The following is a 26,966-nucleotide window of genomic DNA, read 5'->3' on the forward strand; positions in this document are numbered from 1 at the left end:
GCAAAAGTGCGCTGTAGATCGTGCTTTTTTCTTTTTATAAGTGATTTTTATGACAAAAAATGCCGTTAGAATGTGGATTGAAACAGCAAGACCGAAAACATTGCCGCTTGCCATTGCCTCAATTATTACTGGTGCAGCATTAGCAGCGTGGTCTGGTAAATTCAATTGGACAATAACGTTACTTTGTTTACTTACCACAATTTTATTACAAATCTTATCAAATTTTGCTAATGACTATGGTGATCATCAAAAAGGCTCGGATACTGCGGAGCGTATTGGTCCTTTGCGAGGAATTCAGCAGGGAATGATCAATGCTGAACAGCTAAAAATAGGCTTAATTGTTGTTGCGATTGCAAGTTTATGTTGTGGCGCTTTGCTTATTGTTGTGGCATATCAAAATATGGCAGATTTGTTAGCGTTTAGTTTATTGGGTGTATTAGCTGTTGTTGCGGCAATTACTTATACTGTGGGAACAAAACCCTATGGCTATATGGGGTTAGGCGATCTATCTGTATTACTCTTTTTTGGGATTTTAGGGGTGGGTGGCACTTATTATTTACAAGCTCAACAACTTAATTTTGCCATTTTGTTACCTGCTATTGCTACAGGGTTACTGGCCAGTGCAGTGCTAAATATTAATAATTTGCGTGATATTGAGCAAGATCGTAAAGTTGGAAAAAATACGCTCGCAGTTCGTCTCGGTACAGAAAATGGACGGCGTTATCATTGCTTATTATTGATAGTTGCGATGTCATGTTATTGTATTTTCAATATCGTTTATGTGCAAAAGATGACTGCTTTTTTATTTGTTTTAGCTTTGCCTTGGTTAATAAAACATGGAGTTTTTGTTTATCGGCATAAAGATCCTCTTGCGTTACGCCCAATGTTGGCACAAATGTCGTTAATTGCGTTACTTATCAACGGACTGTTTAGTTTAGGCTTGCTTCTCAGTTAGCAATAGGCATATACTAACAAAATTAATTTTCTGCAAAATAAGGTAATGTTATGTACATTGATACTTCTGAGCTTTGTGATATTTATCTTGATCAAGTAGATGTAGTAGAGCCTATTTTTTCAAGTTTTGGCGGTGTAAGTTGTTTTTATGGTAAAGTGACAACGGTAAAATGCTTTGAAAATAATGGACTGATTACAGAAATTTTAGAAGAAAACGGTGAAGGACGCGTATTACTGATTGATGGTGGTGGCGCTGTACGCCGAGCGTTGATTGATGCGGAGCTAGCTCAATTAGCAGCAGATAATGGTTGGGAAGGTATTATTGTTTATGGTGCAGTACGCCAAATTCAACAATTAGAAAATATTGATATTGGCATTCATGCCTTAGCACCAATTCCTGTTGGTGCGGATAGAGATAATAGTGGTGAAACTGATGTGCCTGTTAATTTTGGTGGTGTGACGTTTTTTCCCGAAGATTATGTCTATGCTGATTTAACTGGCATTATCCTTTCTCAAGAACCTTTAGAACTTGATGAATTTAGCGAAGAATAGCGTATTTTAATTTTAAGTAAAAATAAAGAGTGCGGTTAAAAAATTGTTAAAATTTTGACCGCACTTTTTTATTATTCGCTCATTTTTATGCGTTTGTTCACAAATCCATAAGAAATTTGTTGCTTTTTGTTAACATAATGCTAACTTTCTGATGAATTCTGCTTATAAGCTGAGCAGTCTTGTCTCTTTTGGTTGTTTATTTTAGAAGGATAATATTATGAATGTCGCAGAGACCCCAGTAAAAAATGGCTTGAATCGTAATGCCATTATTTTTCTATTAGATATTGTCATATTTTTTGTTTTACTCAATGCGCTACCTTTTGATGCAAAAGCTAATAAAGGTTTAGCATTACTTGTTTTTATTGCTGTACTCTGGTTAACAGAGGCATTACATGTCACAGTAACAGCACTACTTGTTCCTTTACTTGCTATTAGCCTAGGCTTAGTCACAACTAAAGCCGCTCTTGCTGAATTTGCGAATCCAACAATTTTCCTTTTCTTTGGTGGTTTTGCCTTAGCAACCGCATTACATATTCAACACCTTGATCGTATGATTGCCAATAAAATTATGGCATTAGCAAATGGTCGCTTGTTCCTAGCAAGCATTTACCTTTTCTCTATTACCGCGTTTTTATCAATGTGGATGAGTAATACGGCAACCGCCGCGATGATGTTACCACTTGCAATGGGTGTATTAAGCCAAATGGATAGAGAAGCGAATCATAATACTTATGTTTTTATTTTGTTAGGTATTGCTTATAGTGCCAATATCGGTGGGATGGGTACTTTAGTAGGTAGCCCGCCTAATGCAATTGTCGCTTCTCAATTAAATCTAACCTTTTCTGATTGGTTAGCTTATGGTTTACCAATTATGTTGATTTTAATGCCAATCATGATTGGTACACTTTATATTGTGTTTAAACCTAAATTAAATGTCCATTTTGAAAAAACATTTGATGCAATTGAAATGAATGGTAAACGCATTACAACATTAGTGATTTTCGTTGTTATTGCGTTGTGTTGGGTATTCAGTAGCAAGATTAATCCTGCAGTATCTAGCTTGCTTGGTTTAGAAAAGAATATTGCCAGTTTTGATAGTGTAATTGCATTATTAGCGGCTGTGGCAATTTGTACGACAGGCGTCGCAACTTGGAAACAAATTCAAGAAAATACGGATTGGGGAGTCTTGATGCTATTTGGTGGTGGTTTGACATTAAGTGCAGTATTAAGAGATTCTGGCGCAAGTAAAGTACTTGCAGATGGTATTGTATTCTTGATTGATGGTGGGCACTTCTATTTAATTGGTTTAGTGGTCGCTGCCTTTATTATTTTCTTAACTGAATTTACTTCCAATACAGCAAGTGCTGCGTTACTGGTACCGATTTTCATCTCAATTGCACAATCATTGAATATGCCAGAACTTGGTTTAGCCTTAATCATTGGATTAGGAGCATCTTGTGCCTTTATGTTACCAGTGGCTACACCGCCAAATGCAATTGTGTTTGGTACAGGTGATATTAAACAAAGCGAAATGATAAGAGCAGGTGTTGTACTGAATATTATTTGTGTCTTTGTGATTGCAACCATTGGCTATTATTTCTGGTTGGCAAGATAAGTCATTGAATAAACAAGATTTGTTACGCGTTAGATGTGTTTAGAACGAAGTGCGGTTGGAATTTTTAAAATTTTGACCGCACTTTGTTGTTGATCATTTACCAATACAGAATGAACTGAATATATTGCCTAATAAATCATCCGAAGTAAATTGACCTGTAATTTCACTTAAATGATTTTGTACCATTCGTAATTCTTCTGCTAATAGCTCGCCTGCGTAGAATTGAGTCAGTTGAATATAGCCTTGTTGTAAATGTTCTGCCGCTTTTTCGAGGGCTTCTAAATGGCGACGACGAGCAAGGAAACCACCTTCCATACTTGTTTGATAGCCCATAGATTGCTTCAAGTGTTCACGCAGTAAATCGATGCCTTGCTGTGTTTTAGCTGAGAGTGTTACCACAGTGTAACCATCTTGTTTTTTTAATGCTTCTGTTTCACCGCTTAAATCTGCTTTATTACGTACAATTGTCACTGGAATTGTTGTTGGGAGCTTAGTTAAAAATTCTGCCCGTACATTCTCTAAATCTTGGTTATTAGGCTCTGTACTGTCCAACATGAGCAAAATCCGATCTGCTTGTTCAATTTCACTCCATGCGCGCACAATACCAATACGTTCAACTTCATCAGTTGCTTCACGTAAGCCCGCTGTATCGATAATATGCAATGGCATGCCATCAATATGAATATGCTCACGTAACACATCACGTGTTGTCCCAGCAATATCAGTAACAATAGCAGCTTCACGTCCTGCTAACGCATTTAATAAACTTGATTTACCTGCATTAGGTCGACCAGCAATAACAACTTTCATTCCTTCACGTAGAATTGAGCCTTGCTTGGCTTCAGAACATACTTTATCTAGTTGAGCAATAATTTCATTTAGATGCGCTTCAATTTTGCCATCCGCTAAAAAATCGATTTCTTCATCTGGGAAATCAATTGCAGCTTCTACATATGTTCGTAAATAAATCACACTATCTACTAGTTGATTTACTTTTTTGGAAAATTCACCTTGTAAAGATTTCAAAGCTGAACGTGCAGCTTGTTCAGAACTTGCATCAATTAAGTCTGCAATAGCCTCTGCTTGGGCTAAATCAAGCTTATCATTTAGGAATGCTTGTTCAGAGAATTCACCAGGACGTGCTAAACGTAATCCATCGATTTGTAAAATGCGTTTAAGTAGGAGATCAAGGACTATTTGACCGCCATGGCCTTGTAATTCTAGTACGTCTTCACCAGTAAATGAATGAGGTGATTTGAAATAAAGTGCAATGCCTTGATCTAATATTGTGCCATCAAGATCTTTAAAAGGTAAATAATCTGCTATACGTGGTTTGGGACATTTACCTAATACTGCATTTGCCACTTCGATAGCTTTAGGGCCAGATACGCGTAGAATCCCAATGCCACCACGACCAGGTGCAGTTGCTTGTGCAACGATAGTTTCTTTCATAAAAATTCTCTTAAAAATGACCGCACTTTAGTATTAAAACAAAAGGCACCAAATTGATGCCTTTTAGATTCATTTAGCTCAGTTTATTTATGGCGAGAATGTAAACCTTTTTTCTCTAAGCCTCGATAAATGAGCTGTTGCTGGGCAATAGTAATCAAGTTGGATACTAACCAGTATAGCACTAAGCCAGATGGGAAGAATAGGAAGAATCCTGTAAATAATATTGGCATAAAGTTCATTACTTTTTGCTGTGTTGGATCAGCTACTGGCGTTGGCGACATTTTTTGCAATAAGAACATTGATGCTCCCATTAAAATTGGCAAGATATAGTATGGATCTTGTGCAGATAGGTCTTGAATCCAACCGAAGAATGGAGCATGACGTAATTCTACTGCTTCTAAGAATGTCCAATATAATGCAATGAAAATTGGCATTTGAAGTAGAATTGGTAAACAACCACCTAATGGGTTTACTTTCTCATCTTTGTACAATTTCATCATCTCTTGACTCATACGTTGACGATCTTCACCAAAACGCTCGCGCATTTCTTGTAATTTTGGCTGAAGCATACGCATTTTAGCCATAGAAGTATATTGTGCTTTGGTTAATGGATATAGTAATGCTTTGACCACTAAAGTAACACCAATGATAGCAAGGCCCCAGTTTTGTACAATGCTCTGGATGAATGTAAGTAACCAGAATAATGGTTTAGCAATGAACCATGCCCAACCATAGTCAACACTTAAATCTAAATGATTTGCAACTGTTGCCATTTCATTTTGTAGTTTTGGGCCTGTCCAAAGCGTACTTTTAATCGTTTCTGTTGCGCCCGTTGGGATAACTGTCGCTGGACCACGATAACCAATAGACACAAGATTATTGGCTTTATCTGTTAAGCTGTAAAGTTGATTGTCAGCATCTTGATTTGGGATCCAAGCGGATACAAAGTAATGTTGTAATACTGCAACCCAACCCGCTTTTGTTGAAATCGCAAGGTTGGCTTTTTGCATATCATCAAAACTATACTTTTTATAATTAGTTTCAGAAGAAGAATATGCACCACCAGTATAGGTTGGCATTGCAACATTACCTGTATCTTCAACTAAAGTATGGCGTAATTGACCATAAGGCTCAACTTCAATATTGTTACCACTTTGGTTATTAATTTCAAAGTTAACAGCAACATCATAAGCACTGCGTTTTAGAACGAAAATCTTACGATAAGTGATGCCTTCTTTTTCAAATACAAATGGAACAACAAGCTCGTTTTGATCTTCTGCAAGTTTAAATACATCGCTCTCAACTTGATAGTTAGCACGCCCAGCTTTAGTATCAATACCATCTTTACCCACTAAACCACTTTGCGCGATATATACATGATTAGGTTTATTTGTTAATAAAGTAAATGGTGTATTTGAGTTTAGCTCTGCATCATATTTTAATAATTCAGAACTAATAACATCACCACCTAATGTATCAACTTGTAAACGGAAAACATCATTTTCTAACGTAATAATACGTCCCTGCATTTGTGTAGCAGTAGAAATATCTGATGTTGATGAGGCTGAACTTGCAGGCACGTCGGAAGAAACTTTTACTTGTTCAGTTGCAATAGGCTTTGGTGTGTGATAATCAAGCTGCCATTGCTGATAAACAAGAAAAGAAATGAAGAGTAGTGCGATGACTAACAGGCTACGTCTTGAGTCCATTATTTTTTCTCTTTTTTGTTATTGATCTTTGGTGGAACTGGATCGTATCCACCCTCGGTTAAAGGATGACATTTTAATATACGTTTTAGTGTAAGCCAACTCCCTTTTATTGCACCATGTGTTTTTAATGCTTCAATGCCATAACAAGAGCAAGTCGGGGTAAAACGACAGCGAGGACCAATAAGTGGACTAATGACAACTTGGTAAATACGAATTAATCCAATCAAGATTTTTGAGCCAAACGAATATGTCGTTGCCATAATTTATCCAGTGTTTGATTCAAAGTACGGTTATCTAACCTGCCTATACCTTGTTTTGCTACAATCACAAAATCGTAATGAGGAAGTTTGTGTTGTAATAAACGAAAACTTTCACGGCATAAACGTTTAACACGGTTACGCTCATGCGCTCTTTTTAAATGTTTTTTCGCAACAGTAAGACCTAAACGTGGGTGTGAAAGGTTATTTGGACGGGCAAGAATAGTGATTTCAGGCGTACTAGCACGGAACGGCTGTTCAAAGACGTATTTAAAATGAATGGGAGTTAACAAACGTAACTCCCTCGAAAAATTCAGCTTAATCACACTAATAGTGTGTGGATTATGCCGATAACGATTTGCGACCTTTAGCACGACGACGAGCTAAAACTTGACGGCCGTTTTTTGTCGCCATACGCGCACGGAAACCGTGTGTACGGCTACGTTTTAATACTGATGGTTGAAATGTACGTTTCATAACTATAATTTACCTAAATCAAAAAATTGTTCAGTAATCTTGAAAACAAGGATTAATAAAATTAAGGAACGGAATTGTAATCATAAATTCAACGTTCGTCAAATTAGAATAGGCAAAATGAGTAAATAAATCTCAGTTTTCCTAGTAAAAAGCAAAAGTGCGGTCGAAATTATACGGTTTTTAGTGAAAATCTCAAGCAACCTTTTTCGTTTTTTTTAAGCCTTAAATGCAGATCTTTAGCCGAGTTTATTGTAGAATTGACTTTCTTAAAACCGCGCTTTTGGCGGAATTTCTTTCAATAAATTTTTAACTATAACGATAATAGAATATGAAACCAGACCTGTCTTCCCTTTGGCAAGAATGCCTATTACAGCTGCAAGACCAAATTTCACTGACGGATTTTAGTACATGGCTACGTCCGTTACAGGCAGATTTTAGTGCGCCAAATATGATTGTTTTGTATGCTTCAAATGTATTTATTAAGCAGAAAGTGGATGAAAGTTATTTAGCACAATTAACCAAAGTGGCACAAGAGTTAAGTGGGCAGGCTGAATTAGTGGTTCAAGTGAGAGTGGGAGTGAAACCTGAAGTAAAACCTATCCAAGCTGAAAATAAACAATCTAAGGTTAACAAAGACGAAAAGCCACAAATGGTAATTCGTTCTTATTTAAATCCCAAGCATCTATTTGAAAATTTTGTTGAAGGTAAATCTAACCAATTAGCGCGTGCTGTTGCACAAAAAGTCGCGGATAATCCCGGTGAACAAAGCTCTAATCCATTATTTCTATATGGTGGAACGGGTTTAGGTAAAACGCACTTATTACATGCAATTGGTAATGGCATCTTATTACGTAACCCCAATGCACGCGTGCTCTATATTCATGCTAATAATTTTATGCAGCAAATGGTCAATGCCGTGCGCGATAATAAAATGGATGAATTTAAAAAATTCTACCGTTCTTTAGATGCGTTGTTAGTCGATGACATTCAATTTTTCGCAGAGAAAGAGAAAACACAAGAAGAATTTTTCCATATTTTTAATAGTTTATTTGATACTGGGCGTCAAATTATTTTGACTTCTGACCGTTATCCAAAAGAAATTGAAAAGCTCGAAGAACGTTTAAAATCACGTTTTGGTTGGGGTTTAACCACAGCGATCGAACCTCCAGAATTAGAAACTCGTGTTGCTATTCTGCTAAAAAAAGCTGAAGAAAAGAATATTTATTTACCTGAAGAAGTGGCATTTTTCATCGGACAAAAATTACGTACCAATGTACGTGATTTAGAAGGGGCATTAAATCGAGTGAGCGCGAATGCAGAATTTATGGGCGCGCCAATTACGATTGATTTTGTGCGAGAAACGTTAAAGGATATGTTGGCGTTACAAGATAAGCTTGTGACAGTTGAAAATATTCAGAAAGTGGTCGCAGAATATTATCGGATTAAAGTCTCTGACTTGAAAGGAAAAAGCCGTTCTCGTTCCATTGCCCGCCCGAGGCAATTAGCGATGGCACTATCAAAGGAATTAACAAATCGGAGCTTGCCAGAAATTGGTAAGAATTTTGGTGATAAAGATCATACAACAGTATTGCATGCTTGTCGAAAAATTGCTGAATTAAGGGAGCAGGAACATTCTTTGCAAGAAGATTGGTCAAATTTAATTCGCACACTATCTGTGTAAAAAGGGGAAAATATGCAGTTTATTGTTTCAAGAGAAAATCTATTAAAGCCATTGCAACAAGTTTGTGGTGTATTGAGCAGTCGCCCGAATATTCCTGTATTAAATAATGTATTGCTGCAAATTCATGCGGATAGTTTAGTCATTACTGGTACAGATTTAGAAGTTGAGCTGTCAACTCAAACTGAGTTATTAAGTTCACCTCAACAAGGTAGCTTTACGATTCCAGCGAAAAAATTTTTAGATATATGTCGTAGTTTACCTGAAGGTTCAGAAATTTCTGTCAGTTTTGAAGAAGACCGCGCAATTGTAAAATCGGGGCGTAGTAAATTTAATCTTTCAACATTGCCAGCAGAAGAGTATCCAAATTTAACAGATTGGCAATCTGAGGTTGATTTTACCATTGAACAAAGCACATTACGCCGCTTAATTGATGCTACTCAGTTTTCTATGGCAAACCAAGATGCGCGTTATTTTTTAAATGGTATGAAGTTTGAAACCGAAGGGAATTTATTACGTACGGTGGCTACAGATGGTCATCGCCTAGCAGTTTGTACTATTGCTTTAGAGCAAGATTTACAGAATCATTCTGTTATTGTGCCGCGTAAAGGGGTATTGGAATTAGCACGCTTACTGGAAAATGCTGATTTGCCAGCACGTTTACAGATCGGTACCAACAATTTGCGTATTGAATTAGGGAATATTATTTTTACTTCAAAATTGATTGATGGCCGTTTTCCTGATTATCGTCGTGTTTTACCACGTAATGCAACACGTATTCTTGAAGCAGACTGGGATTTACTAAAACAAGCCTTTGTACGTGCAGCAATTTTATCTAATGAACGTTTTCGTAGCGTACGTTTACAGTTGAGTGAAAACCAACTTAAGATCACGGCAACTAATCCAGAACAAGAAGTTGCAGAAGAAATCATTGATGTATCTTATGGTGGTGAGGAAATGGAAGTGGGCTTTAATGTTAGTTACATTTTGGATGTGCTTAACGCATTGAAATGTAGTCAAGTGCGTATGCGTTTAACAGATGCCTCTTCAAGCTGCTTAATTGAAGATTGTGAAGATGCGAGCGCTGAATATGTCATTATGCCTATGCGTTTATAGTTAAGTTTTATTGTCTTTATGGCTATTTCTCGCTTACTGATTGAAAATTTTAGAAATTTAACAGCCGTGGATCTTGAATTAGATCACGGCTTTAACTTTTTAGTAGGGAATAACGGCAGTGGGAAAACCAGTTTATTAGAAGCGATTTTCTATCTTGGGCATGGTCGATCCTTTAAAAGTGCGGTCAGTAATCGCATAATTTCGTATGAACAGCCACATTTTACTTTGCATGCTAAAATCCAAGAACGGCAACATCAATGGTCAGTTGGCTTACAAAAAACACGGCAGGGCAATAGTATCGTCAAAATTAATGGGGAAGATGGGAATAAAATTTCCGATCTTGCTCATTTATTGCCGATGCAGCTTATTACTCCCGAAGGGTTAACTTTATTAAATGGTGGACCGAGCTACCGACGTGCTTTTCTTGATTGGGGGTTATTCCATCATCATAATCATTTCCATCTTGCTTGGGTAAATTTAAATCGTTTATTAAAACAACGTAATGCGGCGTTACAACAAGTGACAAGTTATCCTCAATTAGCGATTTGGGATATTGAGTTAGTCAAATTAGCTGCTCAAGTGAGTGAATGGCGAGCAGAATACGCAGAAGCGTTGCGACCAGAAATTGAGAAAACCTGTCAGTTATTTTTACCTGAATTAGAAATCGGCGTGAGCTTTCATCAAGGATGGGAAAAAGAACGTGATTATGCGGAGTTACTTGCACAAAGCTTTGAACGTGATCGTGCAATTGGTTACACTGTTTCTGGTCCACAAAAGGCAGATTTTCGTTTTAAAGTAAACAGTTTGCCTGTAGAAGATGTACTTTCACGTGGACAATTAAAACTACTTATGTGTGCTTTACGTTTGGCACAAGGCGAGCATTTGATGAATCAGAAGCAACGTCATTGCCTCTTTTTGATTGACGATTTTGCTTCTGAATTAGATGAATATAAGCGAGCTTTATTAGCGGAACGTTTGAAAAAAAGTGGATCACAAGTTTTTGTGACTGCAATTACAGAATCTCAATTAAAACAAATGCAACCAGAACAGCACTGCACTTTTCGTGTAGAGGATGGTTGCATTTTACCCATTTAAGTGTTTATTTTTGGCTACATACGGCGATAAAGTGTAATTTATCTTTTGGATCATTGAATGTTTTAAACATACGTTTAAACTGTTCACGATTTTCTGATTTCAGCGCATTTTTAATAATTTTAAAAGTACCAAGTACTCCTTCATCATGAATAAGACCCGTTGGTGATAAGAGCGTCATTTCGCCTGAATAAGTATCTACATTACGAAACCCACATTCATTAAATAGCGCTTTCCAACCTTCTTTTGTTAATGGGGTGACTGTGACATTAATTGCGCTGCGCATATTTTCCAGAATTTGTTGATGGTTATCACCAACTAACATGACATCATGAGTTAATAAAAAGCCATTTGGTTTGAGTACGCGAAGATATTCTTTGATTGCTTTCTGTTTGGCTTCAATAGGCAGCATTGTCAGCATGGCTTCATTAATTACGATATCGAAACTATTGTCTTCAAAAGGCAATTTCATCGCGTTAGCACGTTGTACATGAATTAAATCTTGTAGCCCTTCATTAGTAATATTTTCACGTGCTTTTTCTAGCGCATTTTCATCTAAATCGACACCTTCAATATGGCAGCCATATTGTTTGGCTAAACCAATTGCTGTTGTTGCCATATTACAAGCAACTTCTAATACTTTTTTATTCGCATCAAAGTCACCGTTTGCAATTAGCCAATCTGTTGCCTTGCGACCACCTGGACGTAAACGTGTTTTACCCAAACGTGCGAGGAAATTATGCCCAACTTCTTCTTTTCCCATTTTTTACTCCTTTACTCATTATTTTTTCGGATAGATTATCACTTTTAAATAGAAATAAGAATTATTAAGCATTATTTCATGGATAAAAAATACGGTCAAAAATGACCGCACTTTTATCATCAAAACTTAACGGGTACCGTAGACAACGATGGTTTTACCATGTGCAGAAATTAAATGTTGATCTTCTAACATTTTGAGAATTCGCCCTACTGTTTCACGTGAACAGCCAACCATTTGACCAATTTCTTGGCGAGTAATTTTAATTTGCATACCATCGGGGTGTGTCATTGCTTCTGGCATTTTAGCAAGATTTAATAATGTTTGAGCAATACGACCTGTCACATCTAAAAAAGCGAGATTACTCACTTGTCTTGATGTATTTTGTAAACGACGTGCAAGTTGCGCAGATAAATGCATTAATATATCAGGGTTTACTTGGATCAATTGACGGAATTTTTTATAAGAAATTTCTGCAATTTCACAAGGGCTTTTGGCTTTAATCCAAGCAGAACGTAATTGCCCTTCTTCGAATAATCCTGCTTCACCAAAGAAATCACCTTGGCTTAAATAGGTCAAAATCATTTCTTTGCCATCTTCGTCTTTGACTAAAACAGCAACAGATCCTTTAATTAAATAATAAAGTGTTTCAGCTTTTTCACCTGCATGAATCAATGTACTTTTGGAAGGATATTTATGAATATGGCAATGAGATAGAAACCATTCTAAGGTGGGATCTATCGATTGAGTAGTTTGCATTTGTTCTTGCACGGAAGACCTCCATAAACTAATTTTGTTTCCGACAAAGTAGAATTATTTAAGCAAGTCCATTTTGTCTTTAATATCAATTGATTCGTGCAGTTCAGACCAAACTATCACGATATTTCCTTGTTGAATTTGAGAAATTAAATTTTGTTTTTTTTGTGCGAGAGGAAGTTCTTGTACACCGTAATCTGTTCCTTCTCTTAAAATGAAACTTTCAACAATATTATTGAGTGTTTCTTCGTCTAATTCTTGCCAAGGAATAATCATATTCTTACCTAAATTTACATTTTATGCAAATAACGTTTCAATTAATCGCCATTGTTGCTCAAAACTCTGGTTTGGTGAATGGCGGAAATTAGAGCGTACATAGCGCATGAAATGTCCTTCGCACAAGCTAACGAGATGTGAGGCAATGACTCGTTCATCATACTGAAAACCTTTTCCTTCTCGTAACTTTCGCATTTGCAAAATATTTACAAATTGAAGCTCAAGGCGATCAAAAAACTGTGCAACCCGTGCTTGTAATTGTGGTTCTTCAAACATTAATGCATGCCCAGTTAAAATACGAGTTAATCCTGGATTTTTACGGGCAAAATCTAAAATCATCTGCATAATATTATGAATGCGTGCTGCCGTGTTAGTTTCATTTTTTACAGATTGTGTGATACGAGTAAATAAATGATTTTCTAAATTATCGATCAGTGCTTCGAACATCTTTGTTTTACTTGGATAGTAACGATACAGTGCTGCTTCTGAAACACCTACTTCCTCAGCAATTCGAGCGGTTGTCATACGTTCCATTCCTCGTTCAGAATGTAACATATGAGTAAGGACAGTAAGAACTTGCTGGCGTCGTTCCTTCAGACTACGTTTTGCTGGCTTTTCCATGATTTATTTTTTACCTGAATGACCAAAACCACCTTCACTACGATCAGTTTGTGTGAATTCGTTGACAAGATTAAATTCAGCTTGAACAACAGGTACAAAAACTAACTGTGCAATACGGTCACCAATATCAATTTTAAAAGGTTCATTACTACGATTCCATAACGAAACCATTAATGGACCTTGATAGTCTGAATCAATCAAGCCTACTAAATTACCTAATACAATACCATGTTTATGACCAAGTCCAGAACGAGGTAAAATCACTGCTGCAAGATTAGGATCTGCAATATAGATAGATAACCCTGTTGGGATTAACAATGTTTGCCCTGCTGCGACAGTGATTGGTTCATCAATTAATGCTCTTAAATCAAGACCTGCTGAGCCTGTTGTAGCATAAGTTGGTAAGGGAAATTCAGAGCCAATACGTTGATCGAGAATTTTGACATCAATTTTTTTCATTATTTTTCCTATTTTCTTAAAAAACGTGATACACCATATTTTATGATGATATTAATATTTCACAAGGTAACCAACCTTGATAACTTTTTCTAACTATTGCTTATTGATAGTGAAGTTCTAATAACTTAACCTGTTCGCCTGCCTCAACAACTAATTCTGTAGGGTTATAATCTCTAACTAATACATTATCGTAAACAAAATGTATAGGAACATAAGTTTGCTGTTGTTAATAATACAGAAATACCAATGTGGATATTGTGTACAAGCTTTTTTGAGGGTTTTTACCAAAACTTGCAAACAGCGTTCTACCAAGATGTTGATGAGTAACTTTAAGATACATTATTGTACTTCTTTGAAACGAGCGATGATTTCATTAACAAGTTGTTTGGCTAGTTCGTTCTTATTTGTTAATGGCAACTTTTTATTACCTTGTAGCCAAAACAAATGTAGGCTATTCTGCTCTTGACCAAATACCTGTCCTCCTGACACATCATTAGCACAAATCATATCAAGTCTTTTACGTTGCAACTTATCTTGGGCATATTGTTCGATGTGCTGTGTTTCTGCAGCAAAGCCAACAGTGAATGGACGATTTACTGTTAAATGCCCTACATCAGCAATAATGTCAGGATTTTTAATGAGTGTTAGGTTAATTTCATTGTCTGATTTTTTTATTTTTTGTTGGGCAATTTCAGCAACGCGATAATCTGCTACAGCGGCACAACCAATAAAAAGCTGATGTTCGATCGCGCTTTGAAGTGCTTGTTGGTACATTTCTTGAGCGGATGTTACATCAATTCGTCTAACATTTGATGGGGTAGCTAAATTAACCGGACCAGTAATTAAAGTAACTTTTGCGCCCCTTTTAGCAAAGGCTCGTGCAATAGCAAAGCCCATTTTGCCAGAACTATGATTGCTTATATAACGAACAGGATCAATAGCTTCACGTGTTGGTCCCGCAGTAATCGCAACAGATAAGTGAGAGAGATCTTGCTGTTGGTTAAAAAGCTTGCTGAGTGCATCATAAATTTCTTGCGGTTCTGACATTCGCCCAAAACCTTTGTCACCACAGGCTTGTTCGCCACTATTTGGTCCAATAAAAGTCATTCCTCGGACAGAAAGTGCGGTCAGGTTTTGCTGAGTTATGGATTGCGCAAACATTTGTTGATTCATCGCAGGAGCAAGCAAAATTGGGGCAGTTGTCGCTAAACAGAGAGTAGAAAGTAAGTCATTTGCCATGCCTACGGTTAAGCGTGCGAGGAAATCCGCACTTGCTGGTGCAATCACAATTGCATCTGCCCATTTGGCTAATTCGATATGCCCCATAGCAAGCTCTGCTTGTGGATCTAATAAGGATTGCGATACAGCATTACCTGAAATAGCTTGTAACGTCAACGGTGTAACAAATTCAGCAGCAGCAGGAGTTACAACAACTCGTACTTCCGTGTTGCTTTTACGCAATAAACGGATTAATTCAATGGACTTATAGGCTGCAATACCACCTGTAATCCCGACTACAATTCGTTTTGATTGAAGCTGTTGCATTGTGAATCCTTCTGCTGAATTTTTATTCAAATGAATGAATTCCTTATTCTACTGTAATTTTCTTGAAGAAAGAATTGTATTTTTGCGATCTGTGTTGTAAAACCTTGCGGTGTGAATGTTATTTTAAAAAGTAGTTTGTTAATTTTTTCACTTGTTCTAGTGAGTTAAGGGAAAAACACATTGTCAAATAAAATGAATGAAAGAATAGCTCTAATGCCGCGTGAAAAATTATTGCAATTTGGCGCAAGCACGCTTACTGATGAGGAGCTTTTAGCTATTTTTTTACGAACAGGAATCAAAGGTTGCCCTGTGATGAGTTTATCTCAACAAGTTTTACAATATTTTGGTTCATTACGAGGATTAATTTCAGCAACACAAAAAAATTTTTGTGCAGTAAAGGGGATTGGGATTACTCAGTTTATTCAATTACAAGCTTGTACTGAAATGACTAAACGCTATTTATTAGAGGAATTAGAACTTACACATGCGTTTGAAAGCTCTGAAAATGTGAGATTTTATTTACAAATGGCTTTGGAGCACAAAGAAAGAGAAATTTTTCTCGTGTTATTTTTAGATAATCAACATCGTTTAATTAAACAAGAAGAAATGTTTTTAGGTACAATTAATACCGCTTCTGTTTATCCACGAGAAATTATTAAAAGTGCACTTTATTGTAATGCTGCTGCATTAATTTTAGCGCATAATCATCCTTCTGGGCTAGCTGATCCTAGTATTTCTGATAAAAGAATTACTCAAACCATTCAAAATGCAGCAGAATTAGTTGAGATTCGGGTCCTAGATCATTTTGTGATTGGCAAAGGTAATTATTACTCTTTTGCTGAAAATGGACTGTTATAGTCTTTTCAATTATGATTCGATTTCTCATATAAAATTTTCATATTTATTTGGGGAAATGTAGTATTTAGGCTTGAGAATAAAACATAAAGTGAGTATAATTCACCACCTTTAATATAGTATGCGGGTCGGTTACAGCGACCTGACGAGGTAGCTATCGAAATTGATAACATTAAGAATGAAGGCAATTTTGAAGTAATCCGAACCCTAAGCTCGAGCTTATATTTGATTTATTGGAGATTAATATGTCTAGAGTCTGTCAAGTAACAGGCAAGCGTCCAACTGTTGGTAACAACCGTTCACACGCTATGAATGCGACTCGTCGTCGTTTTCTTCCAAACTTACACACTCACCGTTTCTGGGTTGAGAGTGAAAAACGTTTCGTAACTTTACGCTTAACTGCGAAAGGTATGCGTATTATTGATAAAAAAGGCATTGATGCAGTTTTAGCTGATATCCGTGCTCGTGGCGAGAAAATCTAAGGAGCTAAAAAATGGCAGCTAAAGGACCTCGTGAGAAAATTAAATTAGTTTCAACTGCTGAAACTGGTCATTTTTATACTACTACTAAAAATAAACGTAATATGCCTGAAAAAATGGAAATCAAAAAATATGATCCTGTAGTGCGTAAACACGTTATTTATAAAGAAGCTAAAATCAAATAATTTTGGTGGAATATCAAAAGCCCGACAATGTTCGGGTTTTTTTATAACAAAAATTTAAGGATTCATCATGCCTGAATTACCTGAAGTTGAAACAACAAAAAATGGTATTGCGCCTTATCTTGATGGTTTTATCATAGAAAAAGTTATTGTACGCCAACCTAAATTACGCTGGATGGTGAGTAATGAGTTAATATCTATTGTTCAGCAAAAAGTCACAGGACTTAGTCGGCGTGCTAAATATCTTATCATTCATATTGAGTGCGGTTACATTATTGGGCATTTAGGTATGTCAGGAACTTTACGAATCGTTGAGCTGTCAGATTCTATTGATAAACATGATCATCTTGATATTGTAATGAATAATGGCAAGATTCTGCGCTATAACGATCCACGTCGTTTCGGTGCATGGTTATGGGCAGATACATTAGATGATTTTCATTTATTTCAAAAGTTAGGACCAGAACCACTTTCTGAGATGTTTAATGCTGACTATTTATGGAGAAAAAGCCGTAAAAAAGTGACTGCACTTAAGACTTTTCTAATGGATAATGCGATTGTTGTTGGTGTAGGTAATATTTATGCTAATGAGACCTTATTTTTATGTGGATTACATCCACAGAAACAGGCTGGTACTTTAACAAAAGCGCAATGTATTCAACTCGTTGATATGGTAAAAAAAGTACTTGCTACAGCAATTCAACAAGGAGGAACGACTCTAAAAGATTTCCTTCAACCTGATGGGCGTCCTGGATATTTTGCTCAAGAACTATTAGTTTATGGGAATAAAGGCAAACCTTGCCCAAAATGTGCTACAAAAATTGAAAGTGTTGTTATCGGACAAAGAAATAGCTTTTATTGTCCGAAATGTCAGGTAGTTTAAATAAAAAATTACGTGGAATTGTATATCTTAATTATTATTTTAATCAATGCTAGTAGCTTACTTGTATTTAGAAATAAGCTTTGGTTATTAAGACGTTAGTGATGTAAAAAATTAAACCCTGTTGAAGCAGGGTTTAATTTTTTACTAGTTATTATTTTGTACCTGGAATGTTGAAACGTTTGTTGAAACGTTCTACACGACCACCAGTATCAACAACACGTTGTTTACCAGTATAGAATGGGTGGCAATTGCCACAAACGTCTAGATTTAAATCTTTACCCACAGTTGAGCGAGTTTTAATCACATTACCACAAGAGCAGGTTGCAGTAATTTCTACATAATTAGGGTGAATACCTTGTTTCATGGAAAACCTCGATTTGAAGCCACGCCGCTATCGAGTTCAGAGACTGACACCGCGTGTAGTTAATATTACGCCAAAATGGCAAGTTATGTGTAAGGTGGCAAATTCTACAAAAAAATGATCGAATATTCAAGCCAAATTACCTAAATAGACAAAGATATTCAGGAGTGCTATATTTCTGTGAATTTCGGAGACCTTGACCATTCATTGACCAAACTATGCAACTCATCCGTATTGCACTTGCTGTGCCGTTATTTCGTTTTTTTGATTACTTTTTGCCTTCAGAACTTAATGCTGTGATAGGAGGGCGGGTTGTGGTGCCTTTTGGTACACAGAAACGGGTTGGGATTGTAGTGGATTTTCCTCAGCAGACAGATGTGCCAGAAGCACAACTTAAGTCCGTATTTGAGGTAATAGATCAACATTCTCTATTTAATCAAGCAAGTTGGGATTTGTTACATTGGGCAGCAAATTATTATCAAAGTCCATTAGGTGAAGTTTTATTTCAAGCGTTACCTGTAAAGTTGCGTCAGGGGGAAAGTGCGGTAGAAAAAAGTAAAATTTTTTGGAAATTGACCGCACTTGGTGAACAGGCTTTGCAGCGGGCTAAGTTAACGCGTGCTAAAAAACAGTTTGAAGCTTTAACTGCATTGTCTTTGGCACCATTAGAAAAGGGAAATAATTCTTTCAGTTCAGGCATTTTTTCTAGTCTAAAACAAAAGCAGTATATTACTGAAGTTGAAGTGGTTTCTTCTTCTCGAATGTGGCAAACGCACTTAGGACAACAGCCCATAGTCAATAATGAAAATCGTTTAATATTAAATAAACAACAAGCACTTGTTTTTAGTCAGCTTGTGTTTAACGATGGGTTTTCTGCTTGGTTGCTTGATGGTGTAACAGGCTCAGGCAAAACTGAAATTTATTTGCAGTTTATTGAAGAAGTGTTGAATAGGGGAAAGCAAGTATTAGTGCTTGTTCCTGAGATTGGCTTAACGCCGCAAACAGTGCAGCGTTTTGCTGCACGTTTTAATGTTGTTATTGATACGCTACATTCTAACTTAAATGATACGCAACGTTTACAAGTGTGGCAGCGTGCTCGAACAGGGCAGAGTGCTATTGTTATTGGTACGAGATCAGCATTATTTACTCAATTTCGTGATCTTGGCTTGATCGTGATTGATGAAGAACATGATATGTCTTTTAAACAGCAAGACAGTTTTCGTTATCATGCTCGTGATTTGTCAGTCGTTTTGGCAAGGCAATTAAATATTCCTGTGTTAATGGGATCGGCAACGCCAAGTTTAGAAAGTTTAAATAATGTCACTAATGGTAAATATCGACATTTAGTTTTATCTAAAAAAGCGGTAAATTCGACCGCACTTCGCCATTCTGTGATTGATTTAAGGCAGCAGCGATTACATAACGGTTTGTCTGAACATTTGTTAACACAAATGGAACGACATTTACAAAAAGGTAATCAAGTATTGCTGTTTTTAAATCGGCGTGGTTTTGCACCAGTATTACTATGTCATGAATGTGGTTGGATCACAGAATGTCAACATTGTGATAAGCCTTATACTTATCATCAACATCAACGTGCATTGCGTTGTCACCACTGTTCTTCTCAAAAACCAATTCCAATACAGTGTGAACATTGTGGTTCTACTCATTTAATAACAACAGGGTTGGGTACTGAGCAACTAGAATTGACTTTAAATACTTATTTTCCACAATATAAAGTGACGCGAATCGATCGGGATAGCACTGCTCGTAAGGGGAAATTAGATGCATATTTAGCGGATATTCAACAAGGACGAAGCCAAATTTTAATTGGTACACAAATGTTAGCAAAAGGGCATCATTTCCCTGATGTGACTTTAGTTGCCTTAGTAAATGTTGATAGTGCGTTATTTTCGGTGGATTTTCGTGCTGAAGAACGCTTAGCACAACTTTATGTACAAGTTGCTGGGCGTGCTGGGCGTATGGAAAAGCAAGGTGAGGTAGTACTGCAAACGCATTATCCAGATCATCCACTGTTACAAACTTTGTTGACTCGAGGTTATGATGAATTTGCGCAGCAGTCGCTAATGTTACGTCAAAATATGGGATTACCTCCTTTCAGTGCACAGGCTTTATTTAAAGCACAAAGTCGCCATGGACAAGAAGCTGAACAAGTTTTGCAACAAGTTGCCTGTTATTTTGAGCGCTGGAATGAAAGAGAAAAAGCTGATTTGTCTATCTTGGGACCTATCGTGGCTCCTTTTAGTAAAAAAGCAGGGCAATATCGTTGGCAGTTATTATTACAACATCCTTCAAAGCAGCAACTACAACGTGCGTTATCTGCATTTCAGCAAGCACAACCAGTTAAATTTGGGCAAGTACGTTGTGTATTAGATGTTGATCCGCTTGATTTAACTTAGCTTTGGTTTGAGTTAACAGGGTTTTTTCAGTAAAATTGCACAGATTTTTTACAAATTATGTTAGGAATAGGTTTTTAGCGTGGCAAGACGAGATTATGCCCGTCGTGGCAGTAAGAAGAAAAGTAAAAAAGGAACAAATAAAATTACATTATTGTTGATTGCTGGTGTATTAATTGCTGGTTTCGCAATTGCTTTATTTTTAATGAAAGAAAAAGCACCAGAAAAAGTAGTTGTTGTCCCCAAAGTAGATAATACTCAACCGCAAAGCGTGTTGCCAAACCGGCCAGAGGAAGTGTGGAGCTACATTCAAGCATTAGAAACACGTACTGTGCCAGTAAATGATGATCCAAAATCTTTAGATAAAAATATGCGCTTGACGGAAGAACAAAAGAAAATTTTGTTAGCAATGGAGCAAGAGCAAAAGGCCGCAGAGCAAGCACGTTTGAAGCAGCAAGAAACAATAAAGAAAACAGAAGAAATTACGTTAAAAGAAACCGCACTTTCGACACCGAAAGCGATTGATGCCAAAGCAGAAGCGAACAAGCCTGTCAATAAACCTGTGGCAGTAGTTGAGGTAAAAAAAGCAGAGCTTGCCAAAGAGCCGATTAAAGTAGAGCCTGTTAAGAAAGTTGATAAAGCAGAAGTTGTGAATATCACTACAAGTGAGAGAAAATATGGTTTGCAATGTGGTGCTTTTAAAAATAAAACGCAGGCGGAAAATTTGCAAGCACGTTTAACCATGAAAGGATTACATGCTCGTGTGAATTCAAGTGAAGAGTGGAATCGAGTGATTGTTGGACCTATTGGCGATCGTGCTTCAGCAGTGAAAGCACAGGAAAAGACCAAAGCTATTACTAATTGTGTTGTTATTGGCATGTAAGGTAAGTTAAAAAAAACGTGGGTAAATTACCCACGTTTTTTGTTTTTCGACTTGCGTAAATGTAAAAAATCCTTAAAATGAACGAACGTTCATTCAGCTATGTTTTGTCTGTTTGTGACCTACCTTAATTTCCAATTACATTTATTCAATATTTATTATGCGTCAATCTGATTTAGATATGACCGAGCATATTTTTATGGCGATAGATCAGCTGATGGCAAAAGATGGCTTACATAATTTGTCAATGCATAAAATTGCAAAGGCAGCAAAGATCTCGCCGGGGACGATTTACATTTATTTTAAGTGTAAAGAGCAGTTACTCGAACAATTTGCTCGGCAAGTATTTACACGTTTTCAGCGTGCGCTCGAAAAAAATTATGATGCTAATCAGAGTTTTTTTGAGCAATATCGTCAAATGTGGTGGAATGTTTGGCACTTTTTAGAAGAAAATCCAAACATCTTATTAAATATGCACCAATATCAATCTTTACCTGGTTTTGATACGGTAATCAAAGAATGGGATCGTAGTCATTGGACTGTATTTTGTGAGCGCGCGCAGAATGCTGGCGAACTTTGTAATTTGCCGACCAATGTTCTATTTACATTAGGTTTAGACAGTGCAATCCAAATTGCATGGAAGAAAGTGTATTTTAAAGAATTACTTTCCACTGAGATTCTTGAATCAGTGATCCAACGTACTTGGTGTGCGATACAGAAATAATTTATATAGTGATATTTTACGGAGCCTCTGTATGAGTGAAACTCAAGCAACTCAACCAAAACGTTCTCACGTTTTTTTGATGAAAATTATTCTTGGAATCATCGTATTAGTGTTTGCTGGTGTGATCGTTTTCAATATTATTCAAGCTAAAATGGTTGAAAAGTTTATTTCAAATATGGGAGAAAAAGCTTATCCCGTTACTGCAATGACGGTTATTAGTCAGCAATGGACACCTGTGATCGAAACAACGGGTCTAGTTCGCCCTAATCAAGGCGCGATGTTGAGTGCTCAAACTTCAGGTGCGGTAAGTAAAGTTCTTGTTCAATCTGGGCAGATTGTGAAAAAAGGTGATGTGTTAGTTGCATTAGATAGTGCGGTAGAAATGGCAAATTTACAAGCTTCACAAGCACAACTTGCGTCTGTTAAAGCCACTTATCAGCGTTATTTATCTTTATATAAAACAAAAAGCGTATCACAACAAGAGCTTGATAACGCAAAATCTGCTTATGATGCATTAGTGGCTAATATTGCTGCGTTGAAATCATCAATTGAACGCCGACAAATTGTTGCTCCTTTTGATGGTAAGGCAGGGATTGTGAAAGTCAATGTAGGACAATACGTGAATCCAGGAATGGAAATTGTTAGGGTCGAAGATACGAGCTTGATGAAAATTGATTTTGCGTTATCGCAAACTCAATTAGATAAGCTGCATATTGGGCAAAAAGTAACGGCTACTGCCGATGCACGTACGGGAGAAACGTTCGCTGCTAAGATTACAGCTATTGAACCTGCGATTAGTTCAGCAACAGGCTTAATTGATGTACAGGCAACGTTTGAACCTGAAGATGGTCGTAAATTGCTATCAGGTATGTTTACTCGCTTACGTGTTGCTTTACCAACAGAATATGATCAAGTCGTTGTGCCACAGGTTGCAGTGAGTTACAACATGTATGGTGAAATTGCTTATGTATTAACAGCACTTTCAGCAGAAGAACGTGAAGTATTAGCGGGTCGTAAGGATTTCGATAGTAATAATCTTGATAAGACTTATCGTGTTAAACAAGTGACTGTGTTTACTAAAGATCGTCAAGGTGTATATGCTCAGTTGAAAGGAGATGAGATTAAACTTGGCGATAGAATTGTGACAGGTGGTCAGCAAAATTTATCTAATGGTAGTTTAGTGTTAGTTGTTGATAAAGTAGGCGTAGGTACAGCTCAGCCTGCAGAAAAAACAAACTTATAAAGTGCGGTCAGAAATAGGGAAAAATTGATGAATTACACTTTATTATTAAAACAATTAGAAGAAATGTTGGCACCTGAAAGCTATATGATTTCACGTATGGCTAATATGTCAGCATTTTTATATGAGCATATGCCAAATCTGAATTGGGTTGGCTTTTATATTGTGCGAGATGGTGTACTCAAAGTAGGTCCTTTTCAGGGCAAAGTTGCTTGTTCAGATATTAGTTTTGGCAAAGGTGTATGTGGTTATACATGGCAAACAGGCAAAACGACGGTTGTAGATGATGTTCACCAGTTTGATGGGCACATTGCTTGTGATAGTGCATCACAATCAGAGGTAGTGATACCTATCTTTAGAGATGGTGAGATGATTGCAGAGCTTGATGTAGATTCTCCATTTTTGGCAAGATTTAGTCCAGAAGATGTTGAATTCTTAGAAAAATGCGTTGAGTTTATCTGAATAAAAGAATAGGGATTTAAAATGCGATTTACCGATATTTTTATTCGTCGTCCTGTATTGGCTGTTTCGATTAGTTTGTTGATTATTATTTTAGGTTTACAAGCAATTGCAAAACTAGCAGTACGTGAATATCCAAAAATGACTACAACAGTAATTAATGTGTCTACCGTTTATCCTGGTGCGGATGCTAGTTTAATTCAAGCCTTTGTGACCTCGAAATTAGAAGAAGCTGTTGCACAGGCAGATAGCATCGATTATTTATCATCCAAAAGTAGTCCGAATAGTTCGTTAATTACCGTAAAGATGAAGCTAAATACGGATCCAAATGCCGCATTAGCAGATGTGTTAGCGAAGGTAAATTCTGTTCGTTCTCAATTACCATCAGGTATTGATGATCCCGTTATTACTTCTTCTACAGGGGGAACTGGGATGATGTATATCCAATTTAATTCAACTAAATTGGATGCAAGTCAAGTCACAGATTATATTGAACGGGTGATTAAACCACAGTTCTTTACTATAGAAGGGGTGGCAGAAGTACAAATTTTTGGTGCGTCTGATTATGCATTACGGATTTGGCTTGATCCTGCTAAGATGGCGGCGCAAAATTTATCAGCAATGGCGGTTAGAAGTGCGTTATCTTCTAATAATGTACAAACCGCAGCAGGTAATGACAATGGTTTCTATGTCACTTATAAAAACAAAGTTGAAACTACCACAAAATCAGTTGAGGAACTAGGGAATCTGATTATTAGCTCTAAAGGCGATAAATTAGTGCGTTTGCGTGATATTGCTGATGTTGAGTTAAATAAATCAAGTGATAGTACTCGTGCTGTTGCGAATGGTTTTGAGTCTGTTGTACTCGCAATTAATCCAACATCTTCAGCTAATCCTCTTGTTGTTGCAGAGAATGTGCGTCCATTATATGAGCAAATTAAAAACAATTTGCCAGACAGTATGGATGCGGAAATTTTATACGATACAACTATTGCGATTAATAGCTCAATTGATGAAGTTGTTAAGACAATTTTAGAAGCGACCTTGATTGTATTAGTTGTTATTACTTTATTCATTGGCTCATTACGTGCAATTTTGATCCCTGTCATTACGATTCCGATTTCGTTAATTGGGGTGATTATGCTGTTACAAGCATTTGATTTCTCGATTAATTTAATGACTTTACTGGCTTTAATTTTAGCGATTGGTCTTGTCGTAGATGATGCGATTGTTGTGTTAGAAAACGTTGACCGTCATATTAAATTAGGAGAGACCCCTTTTAGGGCTGCAATTATTGGTACACGTGAGATTGCCGTACCTGTTATTTCAATGACAATTGCACTTATGGCAGTATATTCACCGATGGCATTAATGGACGGAATTACTGGTGCATTATTTAAAGAATTTGCGTTAACACTTGCGGGTGCGGTATTTATTTCAGGTATTGTAGCGTTAACGTTATCTCCAATGATGAGCAGTAAGTTATTAAAACCGCATACAGATCCAAGTCGTTTAGAGCAGTGCATTGAACAAATGCTAACGAAAATTAATAACGGCTATAATTATGCACTAAATCTTGTTATGGCGAGCCGTAAATGTATGCTAGCGTTTGCAGCAATTGTTTTTGTAACTTTACCTTTCTTATTTACTTCACTTTCTAGTGAATTAACACCTGCTGAAGACAAAGGTGGGTTTATGGCAATTGGTCGTTCGCCATCGAATGTGAATGTCGATTATGTGCAAGGAGCAATGAAAGAGTTCGAGCAGATTTTAAAAGACACACCTGAAGTTGATTTTTCGATGGTAATTTCAGGTATTCCTGGTGGTAATCAATCATTAAGTGTGATTACATTAAAAGATTGGAATGAGCGGAGTCGTAGCCAGGCTGAAGTATTAAATGAATTAAATAAAAAAGCAGCAAGTATTCCTGAAATTTCGATTACTGGTTTTAATTTTCCTGAAATTAATACAGGGGAGCAAGGTCCTCCAATTGGCTTTGTGATTAGTACTGCGAATAACTACCAAGAATTGGCTAATGTGGCAGGTAGTTTATTAGAAGAAATGAAGAAATCAGGTTACTTTGTTTATACTGCGTTAGATTTAAAATTTGATACTGCACAAATGCGCATTACGGTAGATAAGGAAAAAGCAGGTACTTATGGTGTCACTATGCAACAAATTAGTGCCACTTTAGGTAGTTTCCTTTCTGCAGCAACAGTTGAACGGGTAGATATTGATGGACGTGCATACCGTATTATTATGCAAGTAAAACGTGATCAACGTTTATCGCCAGAGAGTTTAAATAATTATTATGTAACGGCAAGTAATGGTCAATCGGTACCATTGAGTAGTTTTTTAACGATGACATTAGAGCCTCAGCCAACTTCATTACCTCGTTTTAGTCAATTGAATTCTGCTGTAATTAGTGCAGTACCTCTTCCAACTAAAAGTACAGGTGATGCTATTGAGTGGTTAAAAGTCGCAGCGAAGGAACATTTACCACAAGGATATAATTATGATTTTACAGGTGAAGCACGTCAATTAGTACAAGAAGGAAATGCTTTAGCGTTTACTTTTGTACTTGCTGTTATCATTATTTTCTTAGTATTAGCAATTCAGTTTGAATCTATTCGTGATCCATTAGTGATTATGATCTCAGTACCGTTAGCCGTCAGCGGGGCGTTACTCACATTGAATTTCTTAGGAAGTATGCTGCCAGGTATATTGCGAATTTTTGGTATTGTGATTTCATTCCCAGGCACAACATTGAACATTTATTCTGAAGTAGGCTTAATTACTCTAGTAGGATTGATCACTAAACATGGTATTTTGATGTGTGAAGTGGCAAAAGAGGAGCAATTAAATCATGGCAAAAATCGCATTGATGCCATTACTGAAGCGGCTAAAGTACGTTTGCGCCCAATTTTAATGACAACAGCAGCGATGGTTGCTGGGGTTATTCCATTGTTGTTTGCTTCTGGTGCTGGTGGCGTATCTCGTTTTAGTATTGGTATTGTGATTGCATCTGGGCTAACAATTGGTACATTATTTACTTTGTTTGTGTTACCCGTGATTTACAGCTACATTGCGACAGAACATAAACCTTTGCCTGAATTTGATGAGAGTATTAAGCCTTTAACTGAGAAAAGTGTACATTCAGAGTAAAA

The 26,966-nt window shown here is 36.8% G+C and carries 28 protein-coding genes; 16 read left to right on the top strand and 12 right to left on the bottom strand.

Going from position 1 to position 26,966, the window contains the following annotated elements:
• Positions 1-49 precede the first annotated feature (49 nt).
• The 3 genes from ACFSAV_RS02410 to ACFSAV_RS02420 all read left to right on the top strand — a co-directional run bounded on the left by ACFSAV_RS02410 (position 50) and on the right by ACFSAV_RS02420 (position 3,121).
• Complete coding sequence (locus tag ACFSAV_RS02410) at positions 50-955, top strand: 1,4-dihydroxy-2-naphthoate polyprenyltransferase (RefSeq protein ID WP_379095783.1); 906 nt, start codon at positions 50-52, stop codon at positions 953-955.
• A gap of 50 nt (positions 956-1,005) precedes the next feature.
• Complete coding sequence (gene rraA, locus ACFSAV_RS02415) at positions 1,006-1,506, top strand: ribonuclease E activity regulator RraA (RefSeq protein ID WP_101774493.1); 501 nt, start codon at positions 1,006-1,008, stop codon at positions 1,504-1,506.
• A gap of 217 nt (positions 1,507-1,723) precedes the next feature.
• Positions 1,724-3,121, top strand: a complete 1,398-nt coding sequence (locus tag ACFSAV_RS02420; protein WP_101774494.1) for a DASS family sodium-coupled anion symporter — start codon at positions 1,724-1,726, stop codon at positions 3,119-3,121.
• A 93-nt stretch (positions 3,122-3,214) separates the two neighbouring features.
• Here ACFSAV_RS02420 and mnmE read toward each other — a convergent pair whose 3' ends face one another.
• The 5 genes from mnmE to rpmH form a co-directional block, all read right to left on the bottom strand.
• The gene (gene mnmE, locus ACFSAV_RS02425; protein ID WP_379095787.1) at positions 3,215-4,573 is read right to left on the bottom strand and encodes a tRNA uridine-5-carboxymethylaminomethyl(34) synthesis GTPase MnmE; all 1,359 of its coding nucleotides are present in this window, start codon (positions 4,571-4,573) and stop codon (positions 3,215-3,217) included.
• Between the two features lie 83 nt (positions 4,574-4,656).
• Positions 4,657-6,282: a membrane protein insertase YidC gene (gene yidC / locus ACFSAV_RS02430; RefSeq protein ID WP_379095790.1), complete on the bottom strand. Its 1,626-nt coding sequence runs from the start codon at positions 6,280-6,282 to the stop codon at positions 4,657-4,659.
• Entirely contained in the window at positions 6,282-6,542 is a 261-nt protein-coding gene (gene yidD / locus ACFSAV_RS02435; RefSeq protein ID WP_379095793.1) for a membrane protein insertion efficiency factor YidD, read from the bottom strand. The genes yidC and yidD overlap by 1 nt, the downstream gene beginning before the upstream one ends.
• Complete coding sequence (gene rnpA, locus ACFSAV_RS02440; protein ID WP_101774498.1) at positions 6,506-6,865, bottom strand: ribonuclease P protein component; 360 nt, start codon at positions 6,863-6,865, stop codon at positions 6,506-6,508. The genes yidD and rnpA overlap by 37 nt, the downstream gene beginning before the upstream one ends.
• A gap of 16 nt (positions 6,866-6,881) precedes the next feature.
• Entirely contained in the window at positions 6,882-7,016 is a 135-nt protein-coding gene (rpmH, locus tag ACFSAV_RS02445) for a 50S ribosomal protein L34 (RefSeq protein WP_005539760.1), read from the bottom strand.
• A 328-nt stretch (positions 7,017-7,344) separates the two neighbouring features.
• Between rpmH and dnaA the strand changes: the two genes are divergently transcribed.
• Genes dnaA through recF form a run of 3 tightly spaced genes read left to right on the top strand, consistent with a single transcriptional unit; the run spans position 7,345 to position 10,905 of the window.
• On the top strand, positions 7,345-8,697 hold the full coding sequence (gene dnaA / locus ACFSAV_RS02450) for a chromosomal replication initiator protein DnaA (RefSeq protein WP_379095796.1): 1,353 nt from the start codon (positions 7,345-7,347) through the stop codon (positions 8,695-8,697).
• Positions 8,698-8,709: 12 nt separating this feature from the next.
• Positions 8,710-9,810 carry a DNA polymerase III subunit beta gene (gene dnaN / locus ACFSAV_RS02455; protein ID WP_101774500.1) on the top strand — a complete coding sequence of 367 codons (1,101 nt, stop codon included), beginning with the start codon at positions 8,710-8,712 and terminating at the stop codon, positions 9,808-9,810.
• A gap of 18 nt (positions 9,811-9,828) precedes the next feature.
• A complete protein-coding gene (recF, locus tag ACFSAV_RS02460; RefSeq protein ID WP_101774501.1) occupies positions 9,829-10,905 on the top strand; it encodes a DNA replication/repair protein RecF in 1,077 nt (358 codons plus the stop codon).
• A gap of 4 nt (positions 10,906-10,909) precedes the next feature.
• Here recF and ACFSAV_RS02465 read toward each other — a convergent pair whose 3' ends face one another.
• From ACFSAV_RS02465 to coaBC, 6 genes are all read right to left on the bottom strand, one after another.
• Complete coding sequence (locus tag ACFSAV_RS02465; protein WP_379095800.1) at positions 10,910-11,665, bottom strand: class I SAM-dependent methyltransferase; 756 nt, start codon at positions 11,663-11,665, stop codon at positions 10,910-10,912.
• Positions 11,666-11,791: 126 nt separating this feature from the next.
• Entirely contained in the window at positions 11,792-12,433 is a 642-nt protein-coding gene (crp, locus tag ACFSAV_RS02470) for a cAMP-activated global transcriptional regulator CRP (RefSeq protein WP_046339545.1), read from the bottom strand.
• Positions 12,434-12,475: 42 nt separating this feature from the next.
• Positions 12,476-12,694 (bottom strand): YheU family protein, encoded by a 219-nt coding sequence (locus ACFSAV_RS02475; protein WP_379095804.1) that lies wholly within the window; start codon positions 12,692-12,694, stop codon positions 12,476-12,478.
• A 21-nt stretch (positions 12,695-12,715) separates the two neighbouring features.
• A complete protein-coding gene (gene slmA / locus ACFSAV_RS02480; RefSeq protein WP_379095807.1) occupies positions 12,716-13,315 on the bottom strand; it encodes a nucleoid occlusion factor SlmA in 600 nt (199 codons plus the stop codon).
• 3 nt (positions 13,316-13,318) lie between these two features.
• The gene (gene dut, locus ACFSAV_RS02485) at positions 13,319-13,774 is read right to left on the bottom strand and encodes a dUTP diphosphatase (RefSeq protein WP_379095810.1); all 456 of its coding nucleotides are present in this window, start codon (positions 13,772-13,774) and stop codon (positions 13,319-13,321) included.
• Positions 13,775-14,113: 339 nt separating this feature from the next.
• On the bottom strand, positions 14,114-15,319 hold the full coding sequence (gene coaBC / locus ACFSAV_RS02490; protein ID WP_379095813.1) for a bifunctional phosphopantothenoylcysteine decarboxylase/phosphopantothenate--cysteine ligase CoaBC: 1,206 nt from the start codon (positions 15,317-15,319) through the stop codon (positions 14,114-14,116).
• A gap of 192 nt (positions 15,320-15,511) precedes the next feature.
• On the opposite strand from coaBC, the gene radC reads away from it, so the two are divergent.
• The 4 genes from radC (at position 15,512) to mutM (ending at position 17,718) form a co-directional block, all read left to right on the top strand.
• On the top strand, positions 15,512-16,177 hold the full coding sequence (gene radC, locus ACFSAV_RS02495; protein ID WP_101774507.1) for a RadC family protein: 666 nt from the start codon (positions 15,512-15,514) through the stop codon (positions 16,175-16,177).
• Between the two features lie 242 nt (positions 16,178-16,419).
• Positions 16,420-16,656 carry a 50S ribosomal protein L28 gene (gene rpmB, locus ACFSAV_RS02500; protein WP_046339539.1) on the top strand — a complete coding sequence of 79 codons (237 nt, stop codon included), beginning with the start codon at positions 16,420-16,422 and terminating at the stop codon, positions 16,654-16,656.
• Between the two features lie 11 nt (positions 16,657-16,667).
• Complete coding sequence (rpmG, locus tag ACFSAV_RS02505; RefSeq protein ID WP_049214582.1) at positions 16,668-16,838, top strand: 50S ribosomal protein L33; 171 nt, start codon at positions 16,668-16,670, stop codon at positions 16,836-16,838.
• A gap of 67 nt (positions 16,839-16,905) precedes the next feature.
• The gene (gene mutM / locus ACFSAV_RS02510; RefSeq protein WP_379095816.1) at positions 16,906-17,718 is read left to right on the top strand and encodes a bifunctional DNA-formamidopyrimidine glycosylase/DNA-(apurinic or apyrimidinic site) lyase; all 813 of its coding nucleotides are present in this window, start codon (positions 16,906-16,908) and stop codon (positions 17,716-17,718) included.
• A 151-nt stretch (positions 17,719-17,869) separates the two neighbouring features.
• Here mutM and rpmE read toward each other — a convergent pair whose 3' ends face one another.
• Positions 17,870-18,082, bottom strand: a complete 213-nt coding sequence (rpmE, locus tag ACFSAV_RS02515; protein ID WP_101774509.1) for a 50S ribosomal protein L31 — start codon at positions 18,080-18,082, stop codon at positions 17,870-17,872.
• Between the two features lie 215 nt (positions 18,083-18,297).
• Between rpmE and priA the strand changes: the two genes are divergently transcribed.
• The 6 genes from priA (at position 18,298) to acrB (ending at position 26,964) form a co-directional block, all read left to right on the top strand.
• Complete coding sequence (gene priA / locus ACFSAV_RS02520; protein WP_379095819.1) at positions 18,298-20,499, top strand: primosomal protein N'; 2,202 nt, start codon at positions 18,298-18,300, stop codon at positions 20,497-20,499.
• 79 nt (positions 20,500-20,578) lie between these two features.
• Positions 20,579-21,379 carry a cell division protein FtsN gene (ftsN, locus tag ACFSAV_RS02525; RefSeq protein ID WP_379095822.1) on the top strand — a complete coding sequence of 267 codons (801 nt, stop codon included), beginning with the start codon at positions 20,579-20,581 and terminating at the stop codon, positions 21,377-21,379.
• 157 nt (positions 21,380-21,536) lie between these two features.
• The gene (locus tag ACFSAV_RS02530) at positions 21,537-22,100 is read left to right on the top strand and encodes a TetR/AcrR family transcriptional regulator (protein ID WP_379095825.1); all 564 of its coding nucleotides are present in this window, start codon (positions 21,537-21,539) and stop codon (positions 22,098-22,100) included.
• A gap of 31 nt (positions 22,101-22,131) precedes the next feature.
• The gene (acrA, locus tag ACFSAV_RS02535) at positions 22,132-23,343 is read left to right on the top strand and encodes a multidrug efflux RND transporter periplasmic adaptor subunit AcrA (RefSeq protein WP_101774513.1); all 1,212 of its coding nucleotides are present in this window, start codon (positions 22,132-22,134) and stop codon (positions 23,341-23,343) included.
• A 27-nt stretch (positions 23,344-23,370) separates the two neighbouring features.
• A complete protein-coding gene (locus ACFSAV_RS02540) occupies positions 23,371-23,802 on the top strand; it encodes a GAF domain-containing protein (RefSeq protein ID WP_379095828.1) in 432 nt (143 codons plus the stop codon).
• Between the two features lie 21 nt (positions 23,803-23,823).
• Positions 23,824-26,964 (top strand): multidrug efflux RND transporter permease subunit AcrB, encoded by a 3,141-nt coding sequence (acrB, locus tag ACFSAV_RS02545; RefSeq protein ID WP_379095831.1) that lies wholly within the window; start codon positions 23,824-23,826, stop codon positions 26,962-26,964.
• Positions 26,965-26,966: the final 2 nt, after the last annotated feature.

Source organism: Pasteurella oralis (assembly GCF_042681465.1).
Classification (GTDB): domain Bacteria; phylum Pseudomonadota; class Gammaproteobacteria; order Enterobacterales; family Pasteurellaceae; genus Pasteurella; species Pasteurella oralis.